At 58.9% G+C, this 20,135-nt stretch carries 17 protein-coding genes; 8 read left to right on the top strand and 9 right to left on the bottom strand.

What is annotated here, in order from left to right:
• Positions 1-108 precede the first annotated feature (108 nt).
• The 8 genes from CKW23_RS04720 to gap all read right to left on the bottom strand — a co-directional run bounded on the left by CKW23_RS04720 (position 109) and on the right by gap (position 8,709).
• A complete protein-coding gene (locus CKW23_RS04720) occupies positions 109-1,611 on the bottom strand; it encodes a sigma-54-dependent transcriptional regulator (RefSeq protein ID WP_025258754.1) in 1,503 nt (500 codons plus the stop codon).
• Positions 1,612-1,695: 84 nt separating this feature from the next.
• On the bottom strand, positions 1,696-2,052 hold the full coding sequence (locus CKW23_RS04715) for a DUF5064 family protein (protein ID WP_025258755.1): 357 nt from the start codon (positions 2,050-2,052) through the stop codon (positions 1,696-1,698).
• Between the two features lie 110 nt (positions 2,053-2,162).
• Positions 2,163-2,624, bottom strand: a complete 462-nt coding sequence (locus CKW23_RS04710; RefSeq protein ID WP_025258756.1) for a YbaN family protein — start codon at positions 2,622-2,624, stop codon at positions 2,163-2,165.
• Entirely contained in the window at positions 2,621-3,235 is a 615-nt protein-coding gene (locus CKW23_RS04705; protein ID WP_025258757.1) for a biliverdin-producing heme oxygenase, read from the bottom strand. The genes CKW23_RS04710 and CKW23_RS04705 overlap by 4 nt, the downstream gene beginning before the upstream one ends.
• A 127-nt stretch (positions 3,236-3,362) precedes the next feature.
• Positions 3,363-5,933, bottom strand: coding sequence for a TonB-dependent receptor (locus CKW23_RS04700; RefSeq protein WP_095067127.1), 2,571 nt, complete (start codon positions 5,931-5,933; stop codon positions 3,363-3,365).
• Between the two features lie 124 nt (positions 5,934-6,057).
• Complete coding sequence (locus CKW23_RS04695; protein ID WP_025258759.1) at positions 6,058-6,963, bottom strand: FecR domain-containing protein; 906 nt, start codon at positions 6,961-6,963, stop codon at positions 6,058-6,060.
• Positions 6,964-7,093: 130 nt separating this feature from the next.
• A complete protein-coding gene (locus CKW23_RS04690) occupies positions 7,094-7,612 on the bottom strand; it encodes an RNA polymerase sigma factor (RefSeq protein WP_025258760.1) in 519 nt (172 codons plus the stop codon).
• A 95-nt stretch (positions 7,613-7,707) separates the two neighbouring features.
• Positions 7,708-8,709 carry a type I glyceraldehyde-3-phosphate dehydrogenase gene (gene gap / locus CKW23_RS04685; RefSeq protein ID WP_025258761.1) on the bottom strand — a complete coding sequence of 334 codons (1,002 nt, stop codon included), beginning with the start codon at positions 8,707-8,709 and terminating at the stop codon, positions 7,708-7,710.
• 219 nt (positions 8,710-8,928) lie between these two features.
• On the opposite strand from gap, the gene edd reads away from it, so the two are divergent.
• From edd to CKW23_RS04665, 4 genes are all read left to right on the top strand, one after another.
• Entirely contained in the window at positions 8,929-10,755 is a 1,827-nt protein-coding gene (edd, locus tag CKW23_RS04680; RefSeq protein WP_025258762.1) for a phosphogluconate dehydratase, read from the top strand.
• Entirely contained in the window at positions 10,752-11,717 is a 966-nt protein-coding gene (locus CKW23_RS04675) for a glucokinase (RefSeq protein WP_025258763.1), read from the top strand. The genes edd and CKW23_RS04675 overlap by 4 nt, the downstream gene beginning before the upstream one ends.
• Positions 11,718-11,792: 75 nt before the next feature.
• Positions 11,793-12,530 carry a response regulator gene (locus CKW23_RS04670; protein ID WP_025258764.1) on the top strand — a complete coding sequence of 246 codons (738 nt, stop codon included), beginning with the start codon at positions 11,793-11,795 and terminating at the stop codon, positions 12,528-12,530.
• A complete protein-coding gene (locus CKW23_RS04665; protein WP_143498890.1) occupies positions 12,520-13,983 on the top strand; it encodes an ATP-binding protein in 1,464 nt (487 codons plus the stop codon). The genes CKW23_RS04670 and CKW23_RS04665 overlap by 11 nt, the downstream gene beginning before the upstream one ends.
• 27 nt (positions 13,984-14,010) lie before the next feature.
• Here the strand turns inward: CKW23_RS04665 and CKW23_RS04660 are convergent, their stop codons facing one another.
• The gene (locus CKW23_RS04660; RefSeq protein ID WP_095067125.1) at positions 14,011-15,336 is read right to left on the bottom strand and encodes a delta-60 repeat domain-containing protein; all 1,326 of its coding nucleotides are present in this window, start codon (positions 15,334-15,336) and stop codon (positions 14,011-14,013) included.
• Positions 15,337-15,745: 409 nt separating this feature from the next.
• Here CKW23_RS04660 and CKW23_RS04655 point away from each other — a divergent pair, with 409 nt between their 5' ends.
• The 4 genes from CKW23_RS04655 to CKW23_RS04640 all read left to right on the top strand — a co-directional run bounded on the left by CKW23_RS04655 (position 15,746) and on the right by CKW23_RS04640 (position 20,043).
• A complete protein-coding gene (locus tag CKW23_RS04655) occupies positions 15,746-17,032 on the top strand; it encodes an ABC transporter substrate-binding protein (protein ID WP_095067124.1) in 1,287 nt (428 codons plus the stop codon).
• Between the two features lie 104 nt (positions 17,033-17,136).
• Positions 17,137-18,045: a carbohydrate ABC transporter permease gene (locus tag CKW23_RS04650; RefSeq protein ID WP_025258768.1), complete on the top strand. Its 909-nt coding sequence runs from the start codon at positions 17,137-17,139 to the stop codon at positions 18,043-18,045.
• Entirely contained in the window at positions 18,038-18,883 is an 846-nt protein-coding gene (locus CKW23_RS04645; RefSeq protein ID WP_025258769.1) for a carbohydrate ABC transporter permease, read from the top strand. The genes CKW23_RS04650 and CKW23_RS04645 overlap by 8 nt, the downstream gene beginning before the upstream one ends.
• Positions 18,884-18,885: 2 nt before the next feature.
• A complete protein-coding gene (locus CKW23_RS04640; protein ID WP_095067123.1) occupies positions 18,886-20,043 on the top strand; it encodes an ABC transporter ATP-binding protein in 1,158 nt (385 codons plus the stop codon).
• Positions 20,044-20,135 lie beyond the last annotated feature (92 nt).

The raw sequence follows: 20,135 nt of genomic DNA, 5'->3' as shown, positions 1-20,135 counted from the left end.
GGACTGGAAGGGTTTGGAATGAATTCGTTACGGTGTAGTGATTTTGTTACGGTTGTTCGTGAATGAATTCGCTCCCACAAGCAAATTCATTCGCGAAAAGGCCAGCCATTACTTCCCTATCCCATACTTGCGCAACCGGTGCGCAATCGCGGTATGGGAGGTGTTCAGCCGTGCCGCCAGTTGCCGGGTCGAGGGGTGATCGGCATAAAGCTTCTGCAATAGTTCGCGCTCGAAATCCTCTACGGCCTGTTCAAGGCTGCCGACTTCGCCATCGTTCTGGCGAGCGACAGCGGTACCTGCTATATCCAGATCGCCGATGTCCACCACTGTGCTTTCACTGATGGCCGCGGCGCGGAATATCACGTTCTGCAACTGACGCACATTGCCCGGCCAGCGGTTGCCCAGCAGGGCCGGATAGGTGCCGGTCGCCAGGCGGCATACCGGGCGCTGGATCTGGGTGCAGGCCTGTTCCATGAAGTAACGGGCCAGCAGCAGAATGTCCTGACCGCGCTCGCGAAGCGGCGGGACTTCCAGGTTCAGCACGTTCAGGCGATAGAACAGGTCTTCGCGAAAGGCGCCTTCGCTGACCATCTTTTCCAGGTCGCGGTGGGTGGCGCTGAGGATGCGCACGTTGACCCTGACTTCCCGATCCCCGCCAACCCGTCTGAAGCTGCCGTCGTTGAGAAAACGCAGCAGCTTGGCTTGCAGGTAAGGCGACATTTCGCCGATTTCATCCAGAAATACGGTGCCTTGGTTGGCCAGTTCCATCAGCCCTGGTTTGCCGCCACGCTGGGCGCCAGTGAACGCGCCGGGCGCATAACCGAACAATTCGCTTTCAGCCAGGTTTTCCGGGAGCGCCGCACAATTGAGCGCCAGAAAGGGCTCACCATGGCGAGCGCTGCTGGCGTGACAGGCTCGGGCGACCAGTTCCTTGCCGGTGCCGGTTTCGCCCTGAATCAGCAACGGCGCATCCAGCGCTGCGACTCGCTGGGCGCGGGTCTTGAGTATGCGAATGGCGGGAGATTCACCCAGCAGCGCATCGAAGCCTTCTGCATGGTCATGATGCAATGCCGACAGGCGCTCACCGATCCGGCTGGGCAGGTACAACGTCAGCAGGGCACCGGCTTCGGTGATGGGCGTGGCGTCCAGCAGCAAGGCTTCGCCATTGAGGGTGACTTCGCGCATGGGCAGGCGAAAACCGTTTTCCAGCAGCGTGGCCTGCAGGCTCGGGTCGGCGAACAGTTCACCGATGGGCTCGCCTTCAGGTTCGCGGCCTATCAACGCTATCAGCGCCGGGTTGGCCAACAGCACATGTCCGGCACTGTCCAGCGCCAGCACCGGGTCGGTCATGGCGGCGAGCAGGGCATCGAGTTGCAGGTGGCGGCGCTGGCCGGGGAGGATATCGACCACGGTGATCGCTTCGACGCCACGCACCCGGAACAACGCATCCTTGAGCTCTTCGAGCATCTGATGGCTCAGGGTCGGCGCATCGATGTAAACGTTGGGAGGCACCATCTCCACGGCATCGAGATTCAGATTGCGTCCACCCAGGATGGCCAGCACTTCCTGGGTGATACCGACGCGGTCGATGAAGCAGACATGGATACGCATGGGACGTTATGGCTTCTGGAGGGCGAAGAGGCGCAAGTATGCCTTGTGGGCCAAGGTTTTTCGCGAATGAATTCGCGAAGAAGGTTACTCCAGATGTTCCGGCTTGACCGGTTCACCCGGCCGGGCATTCAGCTTTTCGCGCACGTCCTTGAACATCCTGTCGTAGTCCTTGTGCAGGTCGATGGGCATTGCGGCGAGGTTGGGCAGGCCGTGTTTCATGCCGATGCGTCCCGCGTGATGGGCGAAGTTGAAGGCCAGATCCCTGGGTAACTGAAACTCTTCAGAGAAGGTCTTGCCGTTGATCTCGCCCTGCATGGTGAAGTGCATGCAGGTTCCTTCCTCGGGATCTTCACGCACTTCGTAATGGACATGAATGTCGTAGCTGAACCCTGAGCGTTGCAGGGCGGCGTGGGTGAGGTGCAGATGACCTGGCTCAAACATTGAGGTCGCTCCGTCAGAAATTGAAAGTGTACGGGTAGACCCCGGCATGTGTTCCGGGGTTCAGCACCATGAACAAGCACCTGACAGGATAGCCGGGTTGTTCTTTTGGGTTACTGATTCAGATCACGGGCAGGCTCGGGTCTGGACCACAGCCACATATTGCCCATCGCCATGCCCGCGATAGCGAGGTAGAGCCACCAGACATGGTTGAGCAGGCTCAGCATCACGATGGCGCACACCAGCATGCTGATGGTTGCGCTGATCTTGGCGCTGCGCGTGACCAGTCGGCCATTGCGCCAGTTGCGCAGGAGCGGGCCGAACACGCGATGGTTTTCCAGCCAGGCATTGAGGCGCGGCGAGCTGCGGGTCGCGGCCCAGGCGGCCAGCAGAATGAACTCGGTTGTCGGCAGGCCGGGGATGAATATGGCGGCAATGCCTATCCCCAGGCTGACGTAAGCGAGGATGCCAAACAGAAAGCGCGAAAGTCTGGAGCCGGGCGGTTTATAGGTCATGTTCACTACAGGCAGGTTCACAAAGCCCGGCCAGCTTAACAGCACCGGGCGTTTTTTCATGCCTGAACCTGTTCGCCCTGTGGCGCATGCGCGTAAGCGTGTTGCAACAGCACTGCGAAGCGCTCGAACGCCGCAATGGCGCCCCGATCCAGCTGTGCTTCTTCTTCGGCACTGAATGTCAGGCCGTCCAGAGTCCGGATAAAGGTTTTCCAGCCTTCGGCACGGCCACCGGCCGGTTCACCCAGATGCCGTGCACCAAAGCTTTCGCTAAGGTTCAGGGCGGCGGCACGCTTGATCAGGAAGGCCGCGCCCAGCTTCGAGCCTTCGGAGACGAACAGCCAGCCCAGGGCTTCGGCCTTGCCCGGATTCTGCACCGCGCCTGCGACGGATTGAGGGATGTCGGTGTTGAGGTCCGCGAGGTCGGCCCTGGCCTGTTCTGCACGGCAGCGGGCGGGCAGGTCGGCGACGATATGGATCAGCTCGGGGTCGTTGTAGAGGTTTTGCAGTTCCGCCTGGAAAAGGTACTGGGCAACGACAAAACGCTTGTAGCTGTCCAGGGTTTCAAAAGGCGCATTGGCCTTGACTGCCTTGTCGAGCCGCTCGTGGGGCGCATGGGTAATCTGGTTGAGACGCTGGGAACGCAGGGCAGGACGAGTCTGCTCGGTTGTCATCAGGTTCTTCCTTGCAAAATGAGAGGGCGTTGTTGAATAGACGAATGGCCAGCCCCCAAAGCGTAAAAAAACACGCCGCCGATCAGGCTCGATGGCGTGTTTTTCACAAGGCTGGTGGTGGCTGGAATCAGATGTCCCAGACCAGATTGACGCTGAAGTTGCGGCCCGGCTGTGTCAGGCGATCCAGGTTGGCCGGCGCGGTAGCACCTGCTTCACCCACGCCGTCGTAGCCGCGAACGTCATCCCAGAGCCAGTATTTCTTGTCGGTCAGGTTGTAGAGGCCGGCATTGACGGTGACGTCGTTCGTGACCTTGTAATAGCCGCTCAGATCCAGAATGCCGAAGCCCGGTGTGCGGAACTGTGAGGTCGAACCGTCCGGCTCATGGAATTCGCTGTCATCCACACGGTTCTTGCGTTTGACCAGTGTCCAGTTCAGCAGGCCTCCGTAGTTGCCCTGCTCGTAGCCCAGGCCGAAAACGCCGGTCAGTGGGTTGACGCTGTTGAGCGGTTCGCCCGTGTCGTTGTTGCGGCCCTGGGCGTAGGCAATCGAGCCCTGGGTGTAGAGGCCTTGCGGCGCGCCGAAGCTGTCCAGATTCAGGCGGCCCTTGATCTCGGCACCTTTGATGGTGGCGTGCTTGATGTTGTAGGACTGGAAGGTAAGTTCATCGTAACCGGCAGCCAGACCGTCTTCGTTGATGAAGTCGCGGTACTTGTTATAGAACACGGCGACATCGAACGAACCGGACTCGAAGCGGCCACGCAGTCCGGTTTCATAGCTCTTGCTCTTTTCCGGCTCCAGGTTCGGGTTGGGCTCGACCACATAACCGGTCGTGGTGTTTTCAAAGCTGCCGTACAAGGCCTTGGCCGACGGTGTGCGGAAACCTTCGGCGTACTGGCCGTACCAGGTGTATTCGTCGCTCAGGGCATAGGTCACGCCGAATTTGGGCGATACCCGGTCCCAGGTCCGGTCCTTGTTATTGCCGCCGCTTGGATCGTCCAGGCCTTCGGAATTGAGGAATTCCTCGGTCATCTTCGGCTTCAGGCGGGTGTAGTCGTAACGCAGGCCAGGCATGAAGGTCCAGTCGTTCCAGCTGATCTGGTCCTGGGCGAACAGCGCATAGCTGGTGATGGTCGGGTCCGGGAAGTCACTGGTCGGCACCGGGTTGTCGCTGGCCACGGGGCTGGTGGCTCCGGCCACGGTACAGGCACCGAGCACCCGCGCACAGATGGCACTGCCGGTCCGCAGACCGCTGACTTTCTGTTGCTTGAGCGTGGTGCCGTAAGTCAGTTCATGATGGGTATCGGCAATCGCGAAGGCCTTGTCGAACTGAGCATCGAAGATCCACTGTTTTTCCTGATAGAGCGTGTCGCGAGTGCGCAACAGGTCGCGGCTGAACGGGAAGTAGCGTTCCTCGGTGTTCTGCTCGGTCTTGGCGTTCTGGTAGTTCAGACTCCATTTGGCTTGGTCGGCCAGCAGGCTGTCGAGGGCGAAAGTGTGTTCGATGCCAAAGCGCTCGCGGGTGATGGTGTCGTTGGTGGAGCGACCGCGGTACATGCCAACCCCGACGCCGTTGCCGAACGGCCCGCCGACCGCGCTGAGCTGGTTGGTGTCGCGATCATCCTTGTACTTTTCGTAGGTCAGCGCCAGGCGCGAGTCGTCGGCGTAGTTCCAGCCTAGCTTGGCCAGCACATTCTTTGCGCGCTGGTCTTCCGGGTTGGCTTCGGTACGGGTCAGGCCGGTGCCGCTGGTACTGCCGTAGGATTCGGTTTCATGACCTTCGCGCTGGCTCAGGTGCAGCAGCGCGTCGAAATCACCCTGGCGACCGGCGACGGTGCCCGAGGTCAGCCAGCTTTCATCTGCCGAGCTGTAGCCGGTTTTCAGGCGCGCCCCGACGTCTTTGCCGGGTTTGATGATGTCTTCCGGGTCCAGGGTGTAGTAACTGACCACACCACCGATGGCGCTGCTGCCGTACAGCGCCGAGGCTGGGCCGCGCAGGATTTCGACGCGCTTGACGATTTCCGGGTCCACATAATTGCGGCGGGTCTGGGCGAAGGGACCGGTGAAGAAACTGTCCGGCACCTCGACGCCATCGACCTGGGTCAGCACCCGGTTTCCGTCGATGCCTCGAATGTTGTAGCCGGTGGTGCCGCCACGCTGGCCTGCGCCGCCCACCGAAACACCCGGTTCGTTGCGTACCAGGTCGCGAATGTCATTGACGTTCTGGCGGTCCAGTTCGGCGCGGGTGTGCACGCTGACGGTGTTGGGAACCGAGGCGATGTCCTGCTCCTGACGTGTGGCGCTGACGGTGGTCTGTTCAAGAGCGATGACACCGGAGACGCGCTTTTCCAGCACGATGTTGTTGTCACCCAGATTGCGATAGCTCAGTTGACTACCCGACAGCAGGCGCTCCAGTGCCTGAGCGGGCTGCAGGTTGCCATTGGCGCCAGGGGAGACGACATTTTGCGCCAGGTCCGACGACATGCCGACCTGCCAGCCGGTGACGCGGCTGAACTCATTGAGCGCAGAAACCAGCGGTTGTCGGGTAATCGAGAACGTGTAAGTACCGGCAGCTCGTGCCTGTGGAGCGTTTTCGGTCGCGGCAATGGCGGGCATCGCCTGCATGCCGGCGCTGAAAACCGCCACGGTCAGCAGCGAAAGTGCGAATCGCTTGCGCGTGTGAGTGAACGAGGATGACATCTGTGGCGCTCCCTGACGTACTGCTGGTTATAGTGTTGTGCTTCTGATTGTTAATACGAATCAGTTGCATCGGCTATGACTAGACGAACGAGGGAGGACGAGCGCGTAAAAAAAGTTTTGTCGATCAGTTGATGAGTACAACGGCGGGCAATTCACGCACGTTGGCCGAGGTGATGTGCGCCAGTGAACGCACCACGTTCAGGGGATTATCCAGCTTGTAGTTGCCGGTCACGGTGATGCGATCCAGTGCCGGATTGGTGTTGATGATCCAGCCGGGGTAGTAGCGCCGCAGTTCTGCAAGCACTTCACCGAGCGGGCTGTTATCGAAGATCAGTCGACCCTGGACCCAGGCCAGGTCCTTGGCCGGGTCGAGCCTTTCCCGATGGCCAAAGCCCGATGGGCCGACACGCACGCTGTCGCCCGCACCGAGACTGACTCTGGAGTCGCCGCGTATGGCGCTGACGTCCACTGCGCCACGCTGGACCTGAACCCGTGCCTCGCCATCGAGGTAACGCACCGAAAACTCGGTGCTGTTGGCGCTCATGCGGATCGGGCCGGCTTCGATTTCCATCGGCACGTTCGGGTCGAGGGCCACGTTGAAATAGGCTTCTCCTCGATAAAGGTGTGCCACACGCTGGCCGTCGTCCAGGTGGCTGGAAAAGGCCGAATCGGTGTTGAGCAGGACTTTCGAGCCATCGGCCAGTTCTAGGCGCTGGCGTTCGCCAACCACGGTCAGGTGATCGGCCTGGATGCGCAGCGGCAGGTTGCTGAAGTTGAGCAGCCCCAACAGCAGAACGGCGGCCATCGCCACAGGCTTCCAGTGTGGCCGGACCCGCTGCCATGCCGAAGGCTTGCGCGGTGACTGTAAGGTCGCTGCCGCGTGTTGCACCGTTTGCGAGTTCCAGATGGCCTGTGCTTTCTCGAAGGCTTTGGCATGGGCTGGGTCGGCCAGCAGCCAGGCCTCGAAACGCTCCTGCTGCCCAGGGTCTGCGCCTTCCAGTTCGATCAGCCAGGTCAGGGCTTGATCCATTGCGCTGTCACTCAGTACATCCTGGGCAAGCGACTGCGGGCGTTCTGTTTTCACGGTGTTCCTCGGCTACTTCGGTTCGATCTGTTTGCATCAGTGCGGGGTAGCAGACTGCGGCAGCGTCCAGGCCCGGTCAAGCCAGGTCGAGTCTTGCCACGACTCCCACACAGATCGCCATGATCAGTTTCAGTTCTTTTTGTACGGTGCTTGCAGAGATGTCCAGTTGTTCGGCGATCTCCAGATAGCTGCATCCGTTAAGGCGGCTCAACGTGAATATTTTCTGTTGGCGCGGGCTGAGTTTACCCACAGTGGCACTGAGGCTTTCAAGCAGGCGCTTGGCGTGAGTAGCATCTTCGGGCGTGCTGAGTTGCGCGATGACACTTTCGACCTGCTCGGCGGGGGCATCTTCGACCAGAGTGCGGCCATGAATGCGACGCGAGCGCAAATGGTCCAGCGCCAGGTTGCGGGCGGTCTGGTAGACGAAGGGTTCCAGGTGATCTATCGGGCGTTCGGTCAGGGCGCGGGTGACCCGCAGCCAGGTTTCCTGCAGCAGGTCTTCGGCGGTGCTGTGATTGCCCACCATGCCTTGCAAGGTTCGCAACAGCACCTCGCGTTGAGCGACAAACACGTCATTGAAGTGCGATTGCGACACAGAAATACCTGACCGGGAAAATCAGTGGATGATAATGCTTATCATCCACATATTCGGTCAAGTCGGCTTTCTGTATTTTTCTTAATACTCGGCTGTTACTGCGCGTTGTGCAGCGCCAGGCAGTTGTCGAGCATGCGGTTGGAGAACGCCCACTCGTTGTCGTACCAGGCCAGTACCTTGAGCAGCTTGCCGCTGACCTTGGTGTGGTTGGCGTCGAAGATCGACGACAGCGGGTTATGGTTGAAGTCGTGAGAAACCAGCGGCAGGGTGTTGTAGCCCAGAATCCTGGAGTGCTGGCTGGCTTCCTTTAGCAGTGCGTTGACTTCGTCGGCGGTGGTTTCACGTTTGATATTGACGGTCAGGTCCACCAGGGAAACGTTGATCACCGGTACCCGCACGGCCATGCCGGTGAGCTTGCCCGCCAGTTCCGGCAGCACCAGACCCACCGCCTCGGCTGCGCCGGTCTTGCTCGGGATCATCGATTGAGTGGCCGAACGGGCGCGGTACGGATCGGTGTGATACACATCGATCAGGTTCTGGTCATTGGTGTAGGCGTGAATGGTGGTCATCAGGCCGCTTTCGATGCCCAGCTCGCGATGCAGCACCTGAGCGACCGGTGCCAGGCAGTTGGTGGTGCACGAAGCGCTGGAGATAATCTGATGCGATTGACGCAGGGTATCGTGGTTGACGCCGTATACGATGGTGGCGTCCGCGCCTTTGGCAGGAGCCGAAATAATCACTTTCCTGGCCCCGGCGGTGATGTGCGCGGCGGCTTTTTCGCGGTCGGTGAACAGACCGGTGCATTCAAAGACGACATCGATGTTCTGGGCTTTCCATGGCAACTCGGCAGGGTTGCGGATGGCGCTGACAGCGATACGGTCACCATTGACTGTCAGGCTTTCGCTGTCGCATTCGACGGTGCCGGCGAACGGGCCGTGAACTGTGTCGAAACGCAGCAGATGAGCGTTCATCTCGCTATTGCCCAGATCGTTGATAGCGACGACCTGCAGGTCTTGCCGGTAACCTTGGGTATAGAGTGCGCGTAGGACGTTACGGCCGATCCGGCCAAAACCGTTGATTGCAATGCGAATAGTCATACAGTCGTCCTTCAAGAATTGTTGTTGGAATTACAAGATTATTCTCATAAAAATAGAAAACAAGCATTTTTAGTGGCAATATTTTGTTTTATCTACAACTACAAGCCTGAAAGGCTGCTTCAGTTGATCGAGATCAGGTTTTTTGCGCCTTGGCGCAGCATCCCGATAGCTGGCATGGTCTTTACGGGTGACCATAGACGTTAGCCTGGAGTTCATCACATGCATCCCCGCATTCTTGAGGTAACCGAGCGTCTCATCGCTCGCAGTCGCGAAACCCGTCAGCGCTACCTTCAACTGATTCGCGGTGCAGCGAGCGACGGCCCGATGCGCGGCAAGCTGCAGTGCGCCAACTTTGCCCACGGTGTGGCCGGGTGCGGCACCGAGGACAAGCAGAACCTGCGCATGATGAACGCCGCCAACGTCGCAATTGTTTCTTCATATAACGACATGCTCTCGGCGCATCAACCGTACGAAGTCTTTCCTGCCCAGATCAAGCAGGCGTTGCGTGACATTGGTTCGGTCGGTCAGTTCGCGGGCGGCGTGCCAGCCATGTGCGATGGCGTGACCCAGGGCGAGCCGGGCATGGAACTGGCCATCGCCAGCCGTGAAGTGATCGCCATGTCCACAGCTGTGGCGCTGTCCCACAACATGTTCGATGCGGCATTGATGCTGGGCATCTGCGACAAGATCGTGCCGGGCCTGATGATGGGGGCGCTGCGTTTTGGCCATTTGCCGACCATCTTCGTACCCGGCGGGCCGATGGTTTCCGGTATTTCCAACAAGGAAAAGGCCGATGTGCGCCAGCGCTACGCCGAAGGCAAGGCGACCCGCGAACAACTGCTGGACTCGGAAATGAAGTCCTACCACGGCCCCGGCACCTGCACGTTCTACGGCACCGCCAATACCAACCAGTTGCTGATGGAAGTCATGGGCCTGCACCTGCCGGGCGCGTCGTTCGTCAACCCGGGCACTCCGCTGCGCGATGCGCTGACCGTCGAAGCCGCCCGGCAGGTCACCCGCCTGACCAAACAGAGTGGCGAGTTCATGCCTATCGGCGAAATCGTCGATGAGCGGGTGCTGGTCAACTCCATCGTGGCCCTGCACGCCACGGGTGGTTCCACCAACCACACCCTGCACATGCCGGCCATTGCACAGGCTGCCGGTATCCAGTTGACCTGGCAGGACATGGCCGACCTGTCGGAAGTCGTGCCGACCCTGAGCCACGTCTACCCCAACGGCAAGGCTGACATCAACCACTTCCAGGCTGCGGGCGGCATGTCGTTCCTGATTCGCGAATTGCTGGCGGCCGGTCTGCTCCATGAAGACGTCAACACCGTGGCAGGCCGTGGCCTGAGCCGCTACACCCAGGAGCCTTTCCTTGAGGATGGCAAGCTGGTCTGGCGCGAAGGTCCACTGCAGAGCCTGGACGAAAGCATTCTGCGCCCTGTGGCGCGTCCGTTTTCCCCTGAAGGCGGTCTGCGGGTCATGGAAGGCAATCTGGGACGCGGCGTGATGAAAGTCTCCGCCGTGGCGCCCGAGCATCAGATTGTCGAAGCTCCGGCCAGGGTTTTCCAGGATCAGCAGGATCTGGCCGACGCCTTCAAGGCCGGCGAACTGGAGCGGGATTTCGTGGCGGTGATGCGCTTCCAGGGGCCGCGCTCCAACGGCATGCCTGAGCTGCACAAGATGACGCCGTTCCTGGGCGTGCTTCAGGATCGCGGTTTCAAGGTTGCCCTGGTGACTGACGGTCGCATGTCCGGCGCCTCGGGCAAGATCCCGGCGGCAATTCATGTCTGCCCGGAAGCCTTTGATGGTGGCCCTTTGGCTCTTGTGCAGGATGGTGATGTGATTCGCGTCGATGGCGTAAAAGGCACGTTGCAAGTTCTGGTCGAAGCGTCAGAATTGGGAGCCAGACAACCGGCAGTCGGTCAGCTCGATAATGGTGTCGGCTGTGGCCGTGAACTGTTCGGCTTCATGCGCATGGCCTTCAGCTCGGCGGAGCAGGGTGCCAGCGCCTTTACTTCAAATCTGGAGACGCTCAAGTGAAATTGGCTCTGGTCGGTGATATTGGCGGCACCAATGCACGTTTTGCCATTTGGGAAGACGACAAGCTGCATTCGATCCGGGTATTCCCCACTGCCGATTATGCCGGGCCGGAACAAGCCATCGAGATCTATCTGCAGGACCTCGATCTGCAACGCGGTGATATCGGCTTCGTCTGTCTGGCCGTAGCCGGTCCGGTGGACGGCGATGAGTTCTATTTCACCAACAGCAACTGGCAACTGAGCCGCTCGACGTTCTGCGCCAACCTGAAGGTCGATGAGCTGTTGCTGATCAACGACTTCACGGCCATGGCCCTGGGCATGACCCGCCTGCGTGACGATGAATACCTGACCATCTGTCACGGCATCGGCAAGCCGGATCGCCCGCGCGTGGTGGTCGGGCCGGGAACCGGGCTTGGAGTCGGGACTCTGATCAGCACCGGCGAAGGCCGCTGGATGGCCTTGCCCGGCGAGGGCGGTCATGTGGATCTGCCGATCGGTACGGCCCGTGAAGCCCTGTTGTGGACGCGGCTGATGGCCGAGCACGAGCATGTCAGTGCCGAGACGGTACTGAGCGGCGCAGGCCTGTTGCAGTTGTATCAGGTCAGTTGTGCGCTGGACGATATCGAGCCGGTACACAAGTCGCCTGCGGCCATTACCTCGGCGGCGCTGTCGGGTGATCCGGTGGCGGCCGGGGTTCTGGATCAGTTCTGTGTGTTTCTGGGCCGGGTGGTGGGCAATAACGTCCTCACGCTGGGTGGCCTGGGTGGGGTATATATCGTGGGTGGCGTGGTGCCACGCTTCGTCGACTTCTTCAGCAACAGCGGCTTCAAGCGCGCACTCGCTGAAAAAGGCGTGATGAGCGATTACTTCAAGGGCCTGCCGGTCTGGCTGGTCACTGCCGAATACCCGGGTTTGATGGGGGCAGGTGTCGCATTGCAACAGGCGTTTGGAAAGGATCTCTGATCCGCTTTTCCGCGCTGTATGTCACGGATGGCAACTCAATAAAAACAACGTCACTGTCAACAAGGACGATTCAATTTGAGCTCAGTCAGTAAATCGATTCTGTTGGTCGATGATGACCAGGAAATCCGTGAATTGCTGGATACCTACCTCAGCCGCGCCGGTTTTCAGGTGCGTACGGTGGGAGACGGCGCGGATTTTCGTCAGGCGTTCAACGAGGCTCCCAGCGACCTGCTGATCCTCGACGTCATGCTGCCCGATGAAGACGGCTTCAGCCTGTGCCGCTGGGTGCGTCAGCATCCGCGCCAGCCTCATGTACCTATCATCATGCTCACCGCCAGTTCCGACGAGGCCGACCGTATCATCGGTCTGGAGCTGGGGGCTGACGATTACCTGGGTAAACCTTTCAGCCCTCGTGAGTTGCAGGCCCGCATCAAGGCCTTGCTGCGTCGTGCGCAGTTCGGCCATGAGCGTTCCGGCAACGACGTGATGGTGTTCGATGAGTGGCGTCTGGATATGGTCAGCCATCGGCTGTTCCATAACGATGGCGAGGAAGTGATCCTCTCCGGTGCGGACTTCGCGTTGCTCAAGCTGTTCCTCGATAATCCCCAACAGATCCTGGACCGCGACACCATCGGCAACGCCACGCGCGGACGTGAGCTGATGCCGCTGGAGCGTATTGTCGACATGGCCGTCAGCCGTCTTCGTCAGCGTCTGCGCGATACCGGCAAGGCGCCGCGTCTGATACGCACCGTGCGCGGCAGTGGTTACCTTCTGGCGACGAATGTCAGTGTGCACGCCAGCAATGGCTACTGAAACGACCCTCTTGAAGTTGCGACGCCCAAGGCTGCCGCGTTCACTGCTGGGGCGGATGCTGTTGCTGACGTTGCTGGCGGTCTTGATGGCTCAGGCCTTGTCCAGCGTCATCTGGCTTTCCCAGTTGCGTGCCACGCAAATGGTCGGCCTGGTGACCAGCGCCCGCAGCCTGGCGTATTCCATGGCCGCCAGTGTCAGTTACTTTCGCTCGTTGCCTCTGGCCTATCGCCCGCTGGTGCTGGATCAACTGCGCAGCATGGGCGGTACGCGGTTTGTCGTGTCGCTCAACGATCGCCCGCTGGACATGCAGATACTGCCGCCGACACCGCGCAAGCAGGCGGTCCTGCAGGTTGTCGATGAAGTCTTGCGTGAACACCTGGGCAACGATCCCGACATCGCCGTGTGGTTCGTGCGCCCCGATGACCTGCGGATTTTCAACAGCGGCCTGAAGCTCGATGAACTGCCACGCTCATGGGCGCATTACGCGTTGACCCTGGAACCGCTGGACCCACCCGTGTTGGTGACCCAGATTGAACTGGCTCCCGGCGAGTGGCTGTATATCGCCTCGCTGCTGCCTGAACCCTATACCTCGCTGGAAGAACAGGAACTGCCCTTGCAGCAGGTCTGGTTCATTGCCCTGACCAGTATTTTCCTGCTGGTCTTCATCGGTCTGCTGGTGCATTGGCAAAGCCGTCCCCTCAAGCGTCTGGCGCGTGCGGCGCGGGACATGTCCCTGGGCGCGGATGTCGAGCCGGTGGTCGAAGGCGGTGGCAGTGAAGTGGTGGAAGTCAGCCGGGCCTTCAACGCCATGCGCAACCGGATCAGCCGTTACCTGACCGAGCGCGGCCAGTTGTTCAGTGCCATTTCCCATGACCTGCGCACGCCCATCACCCGCTTGCGGTTACGGGTCGAACTGCTGGAAGACGAGAAGTTGCAGACCAAGTTCAGCCGCGATCTTGATGAGCTTGAGCTGCTGGTCAAGGGTGCCTTGCAATGCGTGAAGGACACCGACATTCACGAGAATATCGAGCAGGTGGATCTCAACCACTTGCTCGAATGCCTGATCGAGCCCTACCTGCGTGACGGGCGTGTCACACAGAAGGGCGTGGCAGAGGCTGCTTACCCCGGCAAGCCGTTGGCGCTCAAGCGCTGTATCGGCAACCTGATCGACAACGCCATCAAGTACGGGCACCGGGCGCACCTGAAAGTCGAAGACAACGAACAGGCTTTTGTCCTGCATGTGGACGATGAAGGGCCGGGCGTCCCGGAAAAGCGGCTCGAACATGTCTTCGAGCCGCATTTTCGTCTGGCCGGCAGCCAGCAACAGGGCTACGGTCTCGGCCTGGGCATCGCCCGCAATATCGCCCACAGCCACGGCGGCGAAGTCAGCCTGCAGAACCTGCGTGACGGCGGATTGCGGGTGACACTGTTTTTGCCTCGGTCAGTGGATTGAGGCAGATTTTCAACGGCATGCCTGTTTTCAACTGACGAATCGATAAATGAGATGGGATGACAAAAACGGTGTGATACTGGCGCAGTAGGCGCCGCTGTCCGGATCTTCGATTATGTAATTCAAGCTATCGACCACCTCTTCGTAATAAATCACCCCGTCTGCTCCCACTCGGGTGTCTGGCTGCCCGTCTTCGAGCAGGCGGGCCATGAAGCCTTTCATTTCGGCCACCGAGTTTATGTGCCGACCGCCCAGAACAATCCGCCCGGAACTGTCGACAATGGCCGTGAAGTTGACGGGGACGGCATTGTCGGGTTCTCTTGACTCGATCAGTACGGTTGCTCCCTGATTGAACTCGGGAATACGTTGACCATTCATGTCGATCTTGCAAATGGCCAGAACACCTCTGCCGCGAGCGATGTTTATACTGCCTCTGTTTCCGGCGCAGACAATATTGCCGTCAGCGTCCGGTATCAGCGTATTCCAGCGCGAATAAGCGTAATTGCCAAAGTCTGTAAAATATCCATCTGAGGCGAATGTGGTATCGAGGGCCCCGTTTTCATGAAACCTGGCAATAAAGGGAACACCTGGATGTTCGCCGCCGATGACAATCATGCCATTGTCTTGCACGACTAAACGATAAGGCTTGAACCACATATAACTTTCAGGCTCCATCAGGCCATCGGTATTGAATGTCGGGTCCAGTTCTCCGTCCGGGGTGAGCCTCAGGACATAAGTGCGATGAACATATTCAACCATGTCTCTTACTGTGGTGAGGACGAGCAGTTTTCCATCGCTCAATACCTTGAGGTCACCGTATTGTTCATCGGGGAATCGCAGGGACTTTGTCTGGGGAATGCGGCTGGCAAGTGCGCGCAATGGCGCCGGCCATTGCCCTGTGTTGCCGGGGAGTGGATACAGGCGCAGCCCATTGTTGCCAAAGGCCGGATCTTTCTGGCCATCCGCTGTAAAACAGGCCAGTACCAGGCTACTGACTCGCTGGCCCTTGATCGTTATTGTGGTATCCAGCCGGGTCAGGTACCGGCCATCTGGCAATAGATCCACATTCAGCAGATAACCGTCGTTCTCGGCCAGAGGGGCGCTGCGTACATTAACAAAGGCATAGCCATTCTGACCGAAGGTTGTATCCAGGCTGTTATCAGGTTTTATTCTGACCAGGCAGGGAGGCTGGCTATAAACTTCATCCTGGCAGCCGGCAATAAAAGAACCATCGGCCAGCCTGAGCAAGGTATCGACAGAAAAATTTCTCTGGCCTTCTATCGGGTTGGGAATGAAGATGGGTTGAAAGCCCGGATCAATTTCACCGGACCTGGGCGAAACAGGGGTGTTGTTCATTGTCGTATTCCTTATAAATGAAAATACACGTCCCTTCCTGTTTTTAAGAAGAACGGAAGTGGGGCGTGCTGAAAGGCGTCCTGCCTTTTTAATTCTAGGTAATCAAAGGCGCTGCAATAGGTTCACGTTATATTCATTTGCACTATGAAGTAGAGAGTTTCACGTAATCTGAGTGAGGGTATAAAGTCAATGATGTCGTTGTGGTTGAGTTTTCGGTGATGACCGGTTTTTGAATAATGTACTAACCTGCCTTGAGTCGGGCATGACTGTCCTGCAGGGAGGGAGTAAATGTAACCATCTTGTGACTTTTGCGCGTCCCTTCGTTACCGTGCTCGAAAAACCCTTGGTTAAACTGCTTTGAGCGCAAGCACAGACTTGCTCATGCATAACAACAAGAAAGGTCAAATCGATGAATTCACTCTCACGTCTCGCTGTTGTCATTTCCCTCGCCTCGTTGTTCCCTCTGAGCGTTACTGCTGCCGATTCCAAAGGCACTATCGAAGTCGTGCACTGGTGGACGTCCGGTGGCGAAAAGGCCGCTGTCGATGTTCTGAAAGCGCAGGTTGAGAAAGACGGTTTTACCTGGAAGGACGGCGCAATTGCCGGCGGTGGTGGCGCGACAGCCATGACCGTACTCAAGAGCCGTGCAGTTGCGGGTAACCCGCCTGGCGTTGCTCAGATCAAAGGCCCGGACATCCAGGAATGGGGTGCCACCGGCCTGCTCGATACCGATGCGTTGAAGGACGTTGCCAAGGAAGAGAAGTGGGATTCTCTTCTGGACAAGAAAATCTCCGACACCGTGAAATTCGAGAACGAATACGTTGCCGTGCCGGTGAACATCCATCGCGTCAACTGGCTGTGGATCAACCCGCAAGTCTTCAAGAAAGTCGGTATCGACAAGGCACCGACCACTCTTGAAGAGTTCTACGCAGCAGGTGACAAGCTCAAGGCAGCCGGTTTCATTGCGCTGGCCCACGGTGGTCAGCCATGGCAGGACAGCACCGTATTCGAGGCTGTAGTCCTCTCGGTCATGGGCGCAGAAGGCTATCAGAAGGCCCTCGTCGATCTTGACCAGAAAGCCCTGACCGGCCCGGAAATGGCCAAGTCATTCGCCGAACTCAAGAAAGTCGCCACTTACATGGATGCCAACCGTGCCGGTCGTGACTGGAATATCGCGGCGGCTGATGTCATCAACGGCAAGGCCGGCATGCAAATCATGGGCGACTGGGCCAAGAGCGAGTGGACCGCCGCCAAGAAAATCGCAGGCAAGGATTACGAGTGCGTAGCCTTCCCTGGCACTGCCAAGGCGTTCACCTACAACATCGACTCGCTGGCCGTGTTCAAGCAGAAAGACAAGGGCACCACCGCTGCTCAACAGGATCTGGCCAAGGTCGCGCTGGGTGAAAACTTCCAGCAGGTCTTCAGTATCAACAAAGGCTCCATCCCGGTTCGTAACGACATGCTGGCCAATATGGAAAAGCACGGTTTCGACTCCTGCGCCCAGGCTGCTGCAAAAGATTTCCTGGCTGACTCGAAAACCGGCGGTCTGCAGCCAAGCATGGCCCACAACATGGCGACTACGCTGGCGGTACAAGGTGCATTCTTCGATGTCGTGACCAACTACATCAACGATAAAGATGCCGACCCTGCGGCTACTGCCAAAAAGCTGGGCGCTGCAATCATGTCCGCCCAGTAATGATCGTTACCTGAACCCCAGCCGCAGTTCGTGCTGATGAAACCGTACCCCGGTTTCACACACGCCTGCGGCCTGGATTCGATATTCCGGATTGGATATTCCCGATGAGCTCTGTCGCTGTGTTCAGCAAAGCCTCGCCTCTGGATGCGCTGCAACGCTGGTTGCCCAAGTTGGTACTGGCACCCAGCATGTTCATCGTGCTGGTTGGTTTTTACGGTTACATCCTGTGGACCTTTGTGCTCTCGTTCACCAACTCGACGTTCCTGCCGACCTACAAATGGGTCGGGCTGGCGCAATACATGCGCCTGATGGACAACGACCGCTGGTGGGTGGCAAGCAAGAACCTGCTGGTGTTCGGTGGCATGTTCATCGCTATCAGTCTGGTGGTCGGTGTGGTGCTGGCGGTGTTGCTGGACCAGCGCATTCGTCGTGAAGGGGCGATTCGCACCATTTATCTCTACCCGATGGCGCTGTCGATGATCGTCACCGGTACGGCCTGGAAATGGCTGCTCAACCCGGGCCTTGGCCTGGACAAGATGCTGCGCGACTGGGGCTGGGAAGGCTTTCGCCTGGACTGGCTGGTCGATCCGGACCGCGTTGTGTATTGCCTGGTCATCGCGGCGGTCTGGCAGTCTTCCGGGTTTGTGATGGCGCTGTTTCTGGCGGGCCTGCGGGGTGTCGATCAATCGATCATCCGCGCCGCACAGATGGATGGCGCGAGCCTGCCGCTCATCTACTGGCGCGTGATATTGCCCAGCCTGCGTCCGGTGTTCTTCAGTGCCGTGATGATTCTGGCGCACATCGCCATCAAGAGTTTCGACCTGGTGGCGGCGATGACGGCCGGCGGTCCCGGTTATTCGTCCGACCTGCCAGCGATGTTCATGTACTCCTTTACCTTCAGTCGTGGCCAGATGGGCATGGGCTCGGCCAGTGCGATTCTGATGCTCGGCGCGATCCTGGCGATTCTGGTGCCGTACCTGTATTCCGAGCTGAGGACAAAACGCCATGACTAGTCATATTGGCAAACCTTCCATCAGCTTCAGTCGGATTCTGATTCATGCCGTGCTGCTGCTGGCATGTCTTCTGTATCTGGTGCCCTTGGTGGTCATGCTCCTGACCAGCTTCAAGGCACCTGAAGATATCGGCAGCGGTAACCTGCTGAGCTGGCCAAGCGTGGTCACGGCTATCGGCTGGATCAAGGCCTGGGATATCGTCGATGGCTACTTCTGGAACTCGATCAAGATCACCATCCCGGCAGTGATCATCTCCACAGCTATTGGTGCGTTGAACGGCTATGTGCTGTCGATGTGGCGCTTTCGCGGTTCGCAACTGTTCTTCGGCCTGTTGCTGTTCGGCTGCTTCCTGCCGTTCCAGACGGTCCTGCTGCCAGCGTCCTTCACCCTCGGCAAAATGGGGCTGGCCAGCACCACTACAGGCCTGGTGTTCGTGCATGTGGTCTACGGGCTGGCATTCACCACGCTGTTCTTTCGCAACTACTACGTCAGTATTCCGGATGCGCTGGTCAGGGCGGCACGTCTTGACGGTGCGGGCTTCTTCACGATTTTCTGGCGGATCATCCTGCCGATGTCCACGCCCATCATCATGGTCTGCCTGATCTGGCAGTTCACCCAGATCTGGAATGACTTCCTGTTTGGCGTGGTGTTTTCCAGTGGCGAATCCCAGCCCGTTACCGTGGCGCTGAACAATCTGGTCAACACCAGCACCGGGGCCAAGGAATACAACGTTGACATGGCGGCGGCGATGATTGCCGGGCTGCCGACACTGCTGGTCTACGTACTGGCTGGCAAGTATTTCCTGCGCGGGCTTACGGCCGGCGCGGTCAAGGGGTAATCATGGCGACTCTCGAACTACGTAACGTAAACAAGACCTACGGCGCCAACCTGCCGGACACGCTCAAGAACATCGAGCTGAAGATCAATGATGGCGAGTTCCTGATCCTGGTCGGCCCGTCCGGCTGCGGCAAGTCGACGCTGATGAACTGCATTGCGGGCCTTGAGAGCATCAGTGGCGGCGCGATCCTGATCGACGACGAAGACGTCAGCGGCACCAGCCCGAAGGATCGTGACATCGCGATGGTGTTCCAGTCCTACGCGCTCTATCCGACCATGAACGTGCGGGAGAACATCGAGTTCGGTCTGAAAATCCGCAAGATGCCCCAGGCTGCCATCGACGAAGAGGTGAGCCGGGTTGCCAAGCTGTTGCAGATCGAACACCTGCTCAATCGCAAGCCGGGCCAGTTGTCCGGTGGTCAGCAGCAACGGGTCGCCATGGGACGTGCTCTGGCGCGGCGTCCGAAGATCTACCTGTTCGATGAACCGCTCTCCAACCTCGACGCCAAGCTGCGGGTCGAGATGCGCACCGAAATGAAACTGATGCACCAGCGTCTGAAAACCACCACTGTCTATGTCACCCACGACCAGATCGAGGCCATGACCCTGGGCGACAAGGTGGCGGTCATGAAGGACGGGATCGTGCAGCAGTTCGGTACGCCCAAGCAGATCTACAACGATCCGGCCAACCTGTTCGTCGCCAGCTTTATCGGGTCGCCGCCGATGAACTTCATTCCGTTGCGTCTGCAACGCAAGGAAGGCCGTCTGCTGGCCGTGCTCGACAGCGGTCAGGCCCGTTGCGAGCTGCCGCTGGGCTTGAGCGATGCCGGGCTGGAAGATCGCGAAGTGATCCTTGGGATTCGTCCGGAGCAGATCACGCTTGCATCGGGCGAGCCCAACGGTCTGCCGACCATTCGCGCCGAGGTGCAGGTCACCGAGCCGACTGGTCCGGATACCCTGGTTTTCGTCACGCTCAATCAGAGCAAGGTCTGCTGCCGTCTGGCGCCAGACGTCGCGCCTCAGGTGAGTGAAAGCCTGACCCTGCAATTCGACCCGGCCAAGGTCCTGCTTTTCAATGCACAGAGCGGCGAGCGCCTGGGTGTCCTGGGAAAGCAGCAAACGGCTGAGCGCGTGGGCAATGTCACGCAAATGATCCGTTAAGCGTTACCGAGCACAGCTGTCGGGTCGAGCGCTGCCATACCGCATGACCCGCCAGTGAACACGAAGCAGTAAGTAAAACGTGCACCAAAGCT

It is taken from the genome of Pseudomonas sp. Irchel 3A18 (genome assembly GCF_900187465.1).
GTDB classification, from domain to species: Bacteria; Pseudomonadota; Gammaproteobacteria; order Pseudomonadales; family Pseudomonadaceae; genus Aquipseudomonas; species Aquipseudomonas cichorii.
The sequence above is the reverse complement of the archived record's forward strand: the minus strand, read 5'-3'. Positions and strand labels throughout refer to the sequence as shown.

What these genes read in the sequence shown, in the direction of transcription:
- CKW23_RS04720 (WP_025258754.1), bottom strand. Translation starts at nt 1,611, where the DNA reads ATGCGTATCCATGTCTGCTTCATCGACCGCGTCGGTATCACCCAGGAA.
- CKW23_RS04715 (WP_025258755.1), bottom strand. Translation starts at nt 2,052, where the DNA reads ATGTTTGAGCCAGGTCATCTGCACCTCACCCACGCCGCCCTGCAACGC.
- CKW23_RS04710 (WP_025258756.1), bottom strand. Translation starts at nt 2,624, where the DNA reads ATGAAAAAACGCCCGGTGCTGTTAAGCTGGCCGGGCTTTGTGAACCTG.
- CKW23_RS04705 (WP_025258757.1), bottom strand. Translation starts at nt 3,235, where the DNA reads ATGACAACCGAGCAGACTCGTCCTGCCCTGCGTTCCCAGCGTCTCAAC.
- CKW23_RS04700 (WP_095067127.1), bottom strand. Translation starts at nt 5,933, where the DNA reads ATGTCATCCTCGTTCACTCACACGCGCAAGCGATTCGCACTTTCGCTG.
- CKW23_RS04695 (WP_025258759.1), bottom strand. Translation starts at nt 6,963, where the DNA reads ATGGATCAAGCCCTGACCTGGCTGATCGAACTGGAAGGCGCAGACCCT.
- gap (WP_025258761.1), bottom strand. Translation starts at nt 8,709, where the DNA reads ATGACTATTCGCATTGCAATCAACGGTTTTGGCCGGATCGGCCGTAAC.
- edd (WP_025258762.1), top strand. Translation starts at nt 8,929, where the DNA reads ATGCATCCCCGCATTCTTGAGGTAACCGAGCGTCTCATCGCTCGCAGT.
- CKW23_RS04665 (WP_143498890.1), top strand. Translation starts at nt 12,520, where the DNA reads ATGGCTACTGAAACGACCCTCTTGAAGTTGCGACGCCCAAGGCTGCCG.
- CKW23_RS04660 (WP_095067125.1), bottom strand. Translation starts at nt 15,336, where the DNA reads ATGAACAACACCCCTGTTTCGCCCAGGTCCGGTGAAATTGATCCGGGC.
- CKW23_RS04655 (WP_095067124.1), top strand. Translation starts at nt 15,746, where the DNA reads ATGAATTCACTCTCACGTCTCGCTGTTGTCATTTCCCTCGCCTCGTTG.
- CKW23_RS04650 (WP_025258768.1), top strand. Translation starts at nt 17,137, where the DNA reads ATGAGCTCTGTCGCTGTGTTCAGCAAAGCCTCGCCTCTGGATGCGCTG.
- CKW23_RS04645 (WP_025258769.1), top strand. Translation starts at nt 18,038, where the DNA reads ATGACTAGTCATATTGGCAAACCTTCCATCAGCTTCAGTCGGATTCTG.
- CKW23_RS04640 (WP_095067123.1), top strand. Translation starts at nt 18,886, where the DNA reads ATGGCGACTCTCGAACTACGTAACGTAAACAAGACCTACGGCGCCAAC.